This window comes from Echinicola sediminis (genome assembly GCF_054777495.1).
Genome location: NZ_BAAHAP010000151.1, coordinates 1 through 8,352, shown reverse-complemented (window position 1 = coordinate 8,352; position 8,352 = coordinate 1). Strand labels below are relative to the sequence as shown.

Annotated in this window: 7 protein-coding genes; 1 reads left to right on the top strand and 6 read right to left on the bottom strand. The window is 45.5% G+C overall.

Annotated features, from left to right (window positions below; translation table 11 throughout):
- A partial coding sequence (locus tag ACYVAA_RS21535; RefSeq protein ID WP_460545839.1) for a rhomboid family intramembrane serine protease occupies nucleotides 1-497 on the top strand: 497 nt, incomplete at its 5' end.
- Between the two features lie 399 nt (nucleotides 498-896).
- Here ACYVAA_RS21535 and ACYVAA_RS21530 read toward each other — a convergent pair.
- The 6 genes from ACYVAA_RS21530 to cysS all read right to left on the bottom strand — a co-directional run bounded on the left by ACYVAA_RS21530 (nucleotide 897) and on the right by cysS (nucleotide 7,965).
- Entirely contained in the window at nucleotides 897-1,955 is a 1,059-nt protein-coding gene (locus ACYVAA_RS21530) for a galactose-1-phosphate uridylyltransferase (protein ID WP_460545837.1), read from the bottom strand.
- Between the two features lie 60 nt (nucleotides 1,956-2,015).
- Nucleotides 2,016-3,179: a galactokinase gene (locus ACYVAA_RS21525; protein WP_460545835.1), complete on the bottom strand. Its 1,164-nt coding sequence runs from the start codon at nucleotides 3,177-3,179 to the stop codon at nucleotides 2,016-2,018.
- 16 nt (nucleotides 3,180-3,195) lie between these two features.
- Complete coding sequence (locus ACYVAA_RS21520; protein WP_460545833.1) at nucleotides 3,196-4,275, bottom strand: aldose epimerase family protein; 1,080 nt, start codon at nucleotides 4,273-4,275, stop codon at nucleotides 3,196-3,198.
- 129 nt (nucleotides 4,276-4,404) lie between these two features.
- Nucleotides 4,405-5,421 (bottom strand): LacI family DNA-binding transcriptional regulator, encoded by a 1,017-nt coding sequence (locus tag ACYVAA_RS21515; protein WP_460545831.1) that lies wholly within the window; start codon nucleotides 5,419-5,421, stop codon nucleotides 4,405-4,407.
- A gap of 74 nt (nucleotides 5,422-5,495) precedes the next feature.
- On the bottom strand, nucleotides 5,496-6,482 hold the full coding sequence (locus ACYVAA_RS21510) for a zinc-binding metallopeptidase family protein (protein ID WP_460545829.1): 987 nt from the start codon (nucleotides 6,480-6,482) through the stop codon (nucleotides 5,496-5,498).
- Nucleotides 6,472-7,965 (bottom strand): cysteine--tRNA ligase, encoded by a 1,494-nt coding sequence (gene cysS / locus ACYVAA_RS21505; protein WP_460545827.1) that lies wholly within the window; start codon nucleotides 7,963-7,965, stop codon nucleotides 6,472-6,474. Before cysS ends, ACYVAA_RS21510 begins: the two co-directional genes overlap by 11 nt.
- Nucleotides 7,966-8,352 lie beyond the last annotated feature (387 nt).

Sequence of the window (8,352 nt, the reverse complement as noted above, 5' to 3'; positions counted from 1 at the left end):
GGTTTATCTTTTCAGGATTTATCCATAACGATGGCGTACACCTGCTTTTCAATATGATAACCTTCTACTTTTTCGGTAGGCTGGTGGAACAATACCTGAGTTACCGCTATGGCTCACTACCTGGAACCCTAACATTTGTGGTGTTTTACCTTGCCGCAATTGCCATTTCTGATATCCCCACTTATTTTAAGCATAAGGATAACCCGAGTTATCAGGCATTGGGAGCTTCAGGGGGGACAGCCGCAGCGGTTTTCGCAAGTATTGTATTGATGCCCATGGCGGACATCTGCATTTTTGGATTGATCTGCCTGCCCGGATTTATCCTTGGCTTATTGTTTCTGGCTTATTCTATGATCAAAAGCAAGCAAAACAATGATGCCATCAACCATGATGCCCACCTTTATGGGGCTTTGTTTGGCATAGCCTTTATCCTGGTGCTTTCACCTAGCAGTGCAGTGCATTTTATCGATCAGGTAAAAAATTACCGGTTGTTTTAGCCCAAATTCTAAGACTTGGAAAAAGTAACGTACAATAGCTAAGGTATGAACCCGAGTTCGATTTAAAAGCAGTGAAATAGGATCACTAGCGTCCCCGAAAGTGATCGGGGCAGGCTATTGCGAACCCTTTTGTGCTTGGGTAAGTGTGGGAGGAAAGGGTGCGGCAATCTTCTTATTATGAGATTCCCACGGCTTCCTTCTCGCAATCCTACGCCAAGCCCTGTTTGGCTCCAGACAAGCTCGAAATGACGTCTTTGAAACTTGAACTGAGATTATGACAGAAGTTAGATGGAATATGCTATAGGAAAGCTATTGCGTAATCAGGATTTAAAAAGTCCAACTTCTGGATAAAAAAAAGACGCTAGATAATATTGATCGATTACCTAGCGTCTTTTTCGTTTATTCAACCCCTACTTGGGTTTTATAATGTTCCTTAGCCTGTCCTTTGAGGATTTTCACAGCAGATTCAGCAGTGATATCCCTTTGGGGATTGGCCAGCATCTCATACCCCACCATAAACTTCTTCACCGTAGCCGAGCGCAATAGAGGGGGGTAGAAAACCATATGGAGATCCCACTCAGGATGCTCTTCCCCATCAGTAGGCGCCTGATGAAGACCTGCAGAATAAGGGAAAGACACCTTAAACACATTGTCATACATGATAGTCAGCTGTCTGTAGGCATCTGCCAAAGCTTCCATCTGTGCCTGGCTCATTGCAGCCAAAGAGGCAATATGTTCTTTAGGGGCAATCATGGCCTCAAATGGCCATACGGCCCAAAAAGGCACCAAACCCACAAAATATTCATTTTCAAAGAGGATTCGCTCTCCCTTTTTCAGCTCTTCGGCCACATAATCCACCACCATGCTCCGCTTATATTTCGCATGGTACGCGGCAAATTTCTGCTGCTTTTTTGCAGGCTCTACGGGCAGGGATTCCTGTGCCCAAATCTGCCCATGTGGGTGTGGATTAGAACAGCCCATTACCGCTCCCTTATTTTCAAAAATCTGAACGTAGTTGATAAAATCCTTGGAGCCCAATTCCTGGTACTCGGACTTCCAAAGCTCCACCACCTTGGTGATGGCCTCTACCTCCAATTCAGGAATCGTCAGGTCATGCCTTGGGGAAAAACAAATCACCTTACAAATTCCCTTCTCACTTTTGGCACGGAAAAATTCCCCTTCCACCATTTCTCCCTCGGGAATATCTGCTGTTAATGCCCCAAAATCATTTTGGAAAACATAACTCCCCTCGTAAGCTGGATTTTCCTCCCCATTGACACGGGTATTTCCCGGGCAAAGGTAGCAGCTTTGGTCATAATCCAGTTTTTCATCCTCTTCGGTCTTTTCTTCCTGTCCCTGCCATGGTCTTTTTCCCCTGTGCGGGGAAACCTGAAGCCATTCTCCGGTAAAGGGATTATATCTCCTGTGACTGTGATCTTCGAAATTAAAGTCAGACATAATTAGTTATAGGTATTAATAGGTTTGATAGATTAGATGTTAGACACCAAATGTAAGACGCTAGACATTGGTACTGGATACTACGCGCGTGCCGTCGGTCACTTCCACTTCGTAAATCTGAAGGTCGGTACCAAAGGCTTTCTTATAGGCTTCGGACACTTCTTTTTCGAAGCCTGCTTTGTTGGCCTTTTCCACCAAATTGATGGTACAGCCTCCAAAACCTCCACCCATCATCCTCGCACCGGCAACTGTATCCTTTGATTTTGCAAAATCCGCCAGAAAATCCAGCTCCTTACAGCTCACCTCATACATTTTGGAAAGTCCCTCATGGGAGCCGTACATCTGCTGGCCAAAGCCTTTAATATCCCCTTGCTCCAATAGCTCACAGCCCTTTAGCAAGCGCTCATTTTCCTCAATTACGTACTTGCAACGGGTATAAACCACCTCGCTGACATCTCCTTTTGCCTTCTCCAACATGGCCAGGCTGACATCTCTCAAGCTCTTTACTTCTGGATAGTAGTGTTGAACAGCCTCCACGCCTTCATGGCATTCTCTCCTTCGGTCATTATAGGCAGAATCTGCCAATGAATGTTTCACCTGAGTGTCACAAAGAATGATCTGGTAATCCCCCAAATCAATGGGAAAATAGCTGTACTCCAAGGAACGGCAATCCAGGCGCAAGGCATGATTGTCCTTGCCCATCATGGAGGCAAATTGATCCATGATCCCGCACTGCACTCCCGCAAATTCATGCTCTGCCTTTTGGGCATATTTTAACATCGCCAGTCTTTCTATGTTCAGGCCGAAAAGCTCGGACAGGGCAAGGCAAACACCGTTTTCCAAAGCTGCGGAAGAGGACAAACCTGCCCCAACAGGTACATTCCCCCCAAAAACCAGGTCAAATCCTTCCAACTCATATCTTGCCTTTTGGAGCTGGGCCACTACTCCCATCACATAGTTTCCCCAGCCGCCATCCATGCGCTCAAAATCATCCAGTTCAAAGATCAATGACTCCTGAAAATCATAGGAAAACAGGCGACATTCGTTGGTACCATTCTTTTGAATCGCGATAACAATCTCTTTATCAATGGCTGCAGGAAGGACAAATCCTTCATTATAATCGGTGTGTTCTCCGATCAGGTTGATTCTTCCCGGAGATTTTACGACAATAGGTTCCTTGTCAAAGAGTTCAGAGAACTTTGACTTAATAACAGTAGGGTTCATGATAATATAATTGGCTTTACTTTTTTACTGAAAACTTGAAGGCGGTATAGCTGTCAAATTGCTCTCCCGGCTTTAATACGGTTGTGGGAAAATGAGCATGGTTTGGGGAATCTGGAAAATGCTGGGTTTCCATGGCCAAGCCCCCATGCTTAGGGTAGATCTTGCCTTTTCCCTCTACGGTTCCATCAAAATAATTGGCCGAATAGAGCTGGATTCCCGGCTCAGAGCTGGTCACCTGCATGGAAATCCCTGTTTTCTCCGATGACAATACCGCTTTGGCTTGATTTTTATCAAATACAATGGTCTGGTCCAGCCCATTTCCGATGATGGTCTGGGGATGCTCTGAAAACACCCCTTCACGGACTTTCTTGGTTTGTAGAAAATCAAACGGAGTCCCCTTCACAGAAAGGATTTCACCGGTCGGAATGCTTCCTTCTACCACCGGTATATAATAAGGTGCATCCACCTGAAGGTCATGGTCCAGAACTGTTTGGGAAAAATCCCCTGAAAGGTTGAAATAAGAGTGGTTGGTCAGGTTGATCACCGTGGTTTTATCGGTGTGGGCAGTATAAGTTAATTTCAGTTCATTGTCCTCCGACAAGGTAAATGCCACCGATACCGTCAGCTCCCCAGGATAGTTTTCTTCTCCATCAGGGCTGACATAGGTAAACTTCACCCCATTTTCAAGCTGTTCTGCTGCCCATATTTTTTTATCAAAGCCCACTTTCCCCCCATGCAAATGATGTTCACCATTGGTGGCTGCCACCTGATAAGCTTTTCCTTCCAGCTCAAATCTTCCTTTGTCTATACGGTTGCACACCCTTCCGACCGTGCAGCCCATAAAAGCATTGGCTTGAAGATAGGTTTCACTGATGTATTCCTCAAAACTATCAAAACCCAATACCACGTCCGTGGCCTGTCCCTTTTGGTCAGGAACAAACAGATGGGTCAGTGTAGCCCCGTAATTGGTCACACAGGCCTTCATGCCCTTGGCATTGGAAAGGGTATATAAATCGATGTCAAGACCTGCTGGGGTTTGACCAAACACAGCTTTTTCTACCGTGATTGCGGTGCGGAAAGTATTTTGAATAGACAAGAGGAAACAGTTTTTAATTCGACGATCCCAAATTTGTAATGACCAAATTAATGGATTAAAAAATGTAATTCAGGGCATTTGGGAGTTATTTTTGAAAAAAACGTTGCCGAAAACGTTTCCAAGAGAAAATTACTTCTGGGAGGATTTTCTCACGATCAGTTCTGTATCCAAAACTACCGTCCTTGGCTGAAAACCTTCAGGATCCATCAGCTGGTCCAGCAAGTTATTGGCTGCCAAGCGTCCCATTTCGTAAGCAGGCTGATCCACAGTGGTCAGGGAAGGTTCCAAAGCATCAGAAACAGGCATATTCGTAAAACCTACCAAAGCAATGTCCCCCGGTATACTAAGTCCTTTTGACTTGAGCGCTTTCATCACATCGATGGCAACGGGATCATTGATCGCAAAAATCGCATCGGGACGGTTTGGTAGCGACAGCAAATCCTCTGTCAAAGCACGGTTGCTCCTTTCGGTAAGGTCACTGTGTACGACCAACTCTTTCTCCACAGCCATGCCCGATTCTTTGAGGGCCTTTTCATAGCCAGCCAGTCTTTTCTGGCATATATACATCCCCTCTGGTCCTGATAGAAAAGCTATCCTTTTGCAGCCCCGCTCGATCAGGTGTTTAGTGGCCTTATAAGCCCCCAGGGTATCATTCACGGTAACTGTTGAAACCGGCAGGCCTTCCGTAATCCGATCAAAAAGCACAAAGGGCACCTCTCGGTCGATCAGGTTTTGAAGGTGCTCATAGCTCTCTGTTTCCCTGGACAAGGAAATCAGCAAACCGTCCACCCTGCTGGAGATCAGTGTGCGGATATCCGACTTTTCCTGATCAAAGTTTTCATTGGACTGACAGATCATCACATTATACCCTCTCCGGTATGCGGTGTCCTGGATTCCACTGATATTGGAAGCAAAAAAATGGGAGGCCAATTCAGGAACGACGATTCCAAGGGTCTTTGTACGGTTGACACGTAGGCTTTGGGCCACCACATTGGGGGTATAATTCAGCTTTTCTGCCATCGCCAAAACCTTCTGCCGGGTCTCCAGTTTGATTTCCGGAGAATTCCGCAGCGCCCTGGACACAGTGGAAATGCTGATTTTCAGCTTTAATGCAATATCCCGAATCGTTACTTGTCCCTTTTTCATCCTGTTTTATTCTTTCTCAAAAAAATGAATATACATTTTTTGAGAGACATGACCTACCCTTTGTCCAAAACTTACTATTCCTGATAAACAGTAAATAACACCGTCTCCCCAACAGCCCTTAGTGTCCTTTTATCGATGACATCCATATTGTCCGCATGCTTGTGATGATAATTCCCAAAGCCAAAATCAGGAGAATAATCAATGATGTCAATCATCGGGATTTTTGCAATTTCATTGACAAACACATGATCATCGGTAATGGCATGGGACTCCCTCATCTGGAAAAAATCACTATGGCCGATGCTATGGGCATAGCTCCATACTTTGTTGACGATGCCCTTTGCATATTGCATGGAAACACCTTCTTTATAAAACCTTGCTCCTTTTGCCCCTACCATGTCCAGTAAAATTCCGTAATAGGCGGCATATCCTTTCTCGTGCGGTGTTTTGGCCCAGTGTTGGGAGCCCAGACACCACCAAGAGGCATCATCAGAGGCCCCTTTGGAATGTTCGGGTTTACCATCATCCTCTCCGTCAAAAAGAATAAAATCAATTCCCACATCCGGCTTCAGTTCGGCTGTGGACAATACCCTGGCTATTTCCAGAAGCACCCCTACTCCACTGGCCCCGTCATTGGCCCCGTCAATGGGCTCATCGATCCTTTCAGTGTCTTTATCGGCCATCCTCCTGGTGTCCCAGTGGGCTGCCAATACCACCCGCTTTTTTGCAGAAGGCTTATAAGAGGCGATAATATTGATAAGCTCCAACTCTTTGCCATCATAGGCTCGTGCAGTGAACTCCTGTGTTTCCACTTCCAGCCCAAATGAAGCCAACTTCCCTTTCAACCAGGAAGCTGTAGCCTTATGTTCTTCCGTATTCGGGACCCTTGGGCCAAATCCTACCTGCTTTTCTATATAATAGTATGCCGAGTCCACGTTGAATTCAGGAACATCCTTTACCGCGACCTCAAGCGGTTGTTCCTGGACAACTTCCTTAGTCCCGTCTCCACATGCTGTCAGGGCCAAAATCAAAATAATGGCCCATACACTGTTATTCTTCATATGCCCAATCTACTTTATGCTTCATGTCTTTGACCACCACGCCAAGGGACTTTAAGGAAGCCCTGATTTCATCCACCTTGTCGTAATCTTTGGCCAACTTGGCTTCCTGATAGATTTTCAATAAGATTTCCAGCAACGCCTGCTGCTTGTCGGACTTTTCTTCCACCAAGCCGAGGATATCTTCCACAAAAACCGTGAAAGTCCTGATCAACTCCTCAAAGACCTCCTCTCCCAATGAGGCAGCACTCAACTGGCCGGTATAAAGGCTGTTGATTTTCTTGAGCAAATTGAACAGATGTCCAATGGCCTGAGCCGTATTGAAATCATCATTCATGGCCCGGTAAGCACTTTCTATACTTTTCTTCACCTGCTCGACCTGCTTCTCATCTTTCTCAACACCCTCTTCCCCTTCATAGGATAGTTCTTTGGCGATTCTCAAACCGTTGATCACTTTTTTGTACCCTTTCTGCGCCGCCTTTAGGGCATCGTTCGAAAAATCCAAGGTAGACCGATAATGCGCCGTCAAAATAAAGTACCTGATGGTCATGGGAGTGTAGGCCTGCTCCAGCAATTGATGTTTGCCGGTAAACAGTTCCTGAAGCGTAATAAAGTTCCCCAGGGATTTCCCCATCTTTTGACCATTGATGGTGATCATATTATTGTGCATCCAGTATTTGGCGGGGTCGGTGCCATGGCCGGCATTTCCCTGTGCGATCTCACATTCATGATGGGGAAAGAGCAGGTCCATCCCTCCTCCGTGAATATCAAATTGATTCCCCAGGTACTTAGAGCTCATGGCTGTACACTCCAGGTGCCATCCGGGGAAGCCAAGTCCCCAGGGAGATTCCCATTTCATCAAATGCTCTGTTGCGGCATTTTTCCAAAGCGCAAAGTCAATCGGATTGCGTTTTTCATCCTGCCCATCCAGGTCCCTGCTTCCGCTCAACAGTTCCTCCACTACCCTACCGGAAAGCTTCCCATAAGTCTTTTCGCTGTTATACTTCAGCACGTCAAAGTATACGCTGCCGTTGACCTCATAGGCCAGGCCGGCATCTATAATATCCTGCACCAGCTTGATCTGCTCTGGGATATGGCCGGTTGCCCGGGGCTCAATGTTCGGCTTTTTGGTATTGAGTAAGTCCATATCCCTATGGTAGGTATCGGTATAATGCTGTGCCACCTCCATAGGCTCGAGCTGTTCGAGCTTGGCCTTCTTGGCAATTTTGTCCTCTCCATCATCGGAGTCTCCCTGCAAATGTCCTACATCGGTAATATTGCGCACATACCGCACTTTGTATCCCAGATGGTTAAGGTACCTGTATACGGTATCAAAAGTAATGGCCGGCCGAGCATGCCCCAGATGGGCGTCACCATAAACTGTAGGACCGCAAACATACATTCCTACAAAAGGTGGTTTAATCGGCTCAAAAAGTTCCTTATCGCGCGAAAGAGTATTGTATACCTTCAGTTCGTTTGAAATCATAAATCAAATCTTATTAAAATTAAACCCTTGGGATATCTACAGTTGTCATGAACACAAAACTATCTTTTAAAATTCAAAATCCATGTAGATTACGAGAATAAAAACCTGACATAATTTATAAAAAAAACAGAATTAGCACCTTCTAGAACTTCTTTCTTTAACAAAAAAACCAAGCATCGGAGGGACTTTTTTTGGTCGACGGTCCCTCATCATTCAGAACATCGTAAACGGAAAAACTTGTATTTCCCCTCAATCATAAACTAAATCCCCCTGAATTGGAGGAATATTAGCGCCAAATATATTTTCATCCAAAACCATTTCTTTTATATCGGAATTTTTTTTATTACATTTGTACCGTATTAAGTCGTTTAAAGAGGGGACACACAG

Coding starts and splice junctions, on each gene's coding strand:
- ACYVAA_RS21530 (WP_460545837.1), bottom strand. CDS start 1,955: ATGTCTGACTTTAATTTCGAAGATCACAGTCACAGGAGATATAATCCC.
- ACYVAA_RS21525 (WP_460545835.1), bottom strand. CDS start 3,179: ATGAACCCTACTGTTATTAAGTCAAAGTTCTCTGAACTCTTTGACAAG.
- ACYVAA_RS21515 (WP_460545831.1), bottom strand. CDS start 5,421: ATGAAAAAGGGACAAGTAACGATTCGGGATATTGCATTAAAGCTGAAA.
- ACYVAA_RS21510 (WP_460545829.1), bottom strand. CDS start 6,482: ATGAAGAATAACAGTGTATGGGCCATTATTTTGATTTTGGCCCTGACA.
- cysS (WP_460545827.1), bottom strand. CDS start 7,965: ATGATTTCAAACGAACTGAAGGTATACAATACTCTTTCGCGCGATAAG.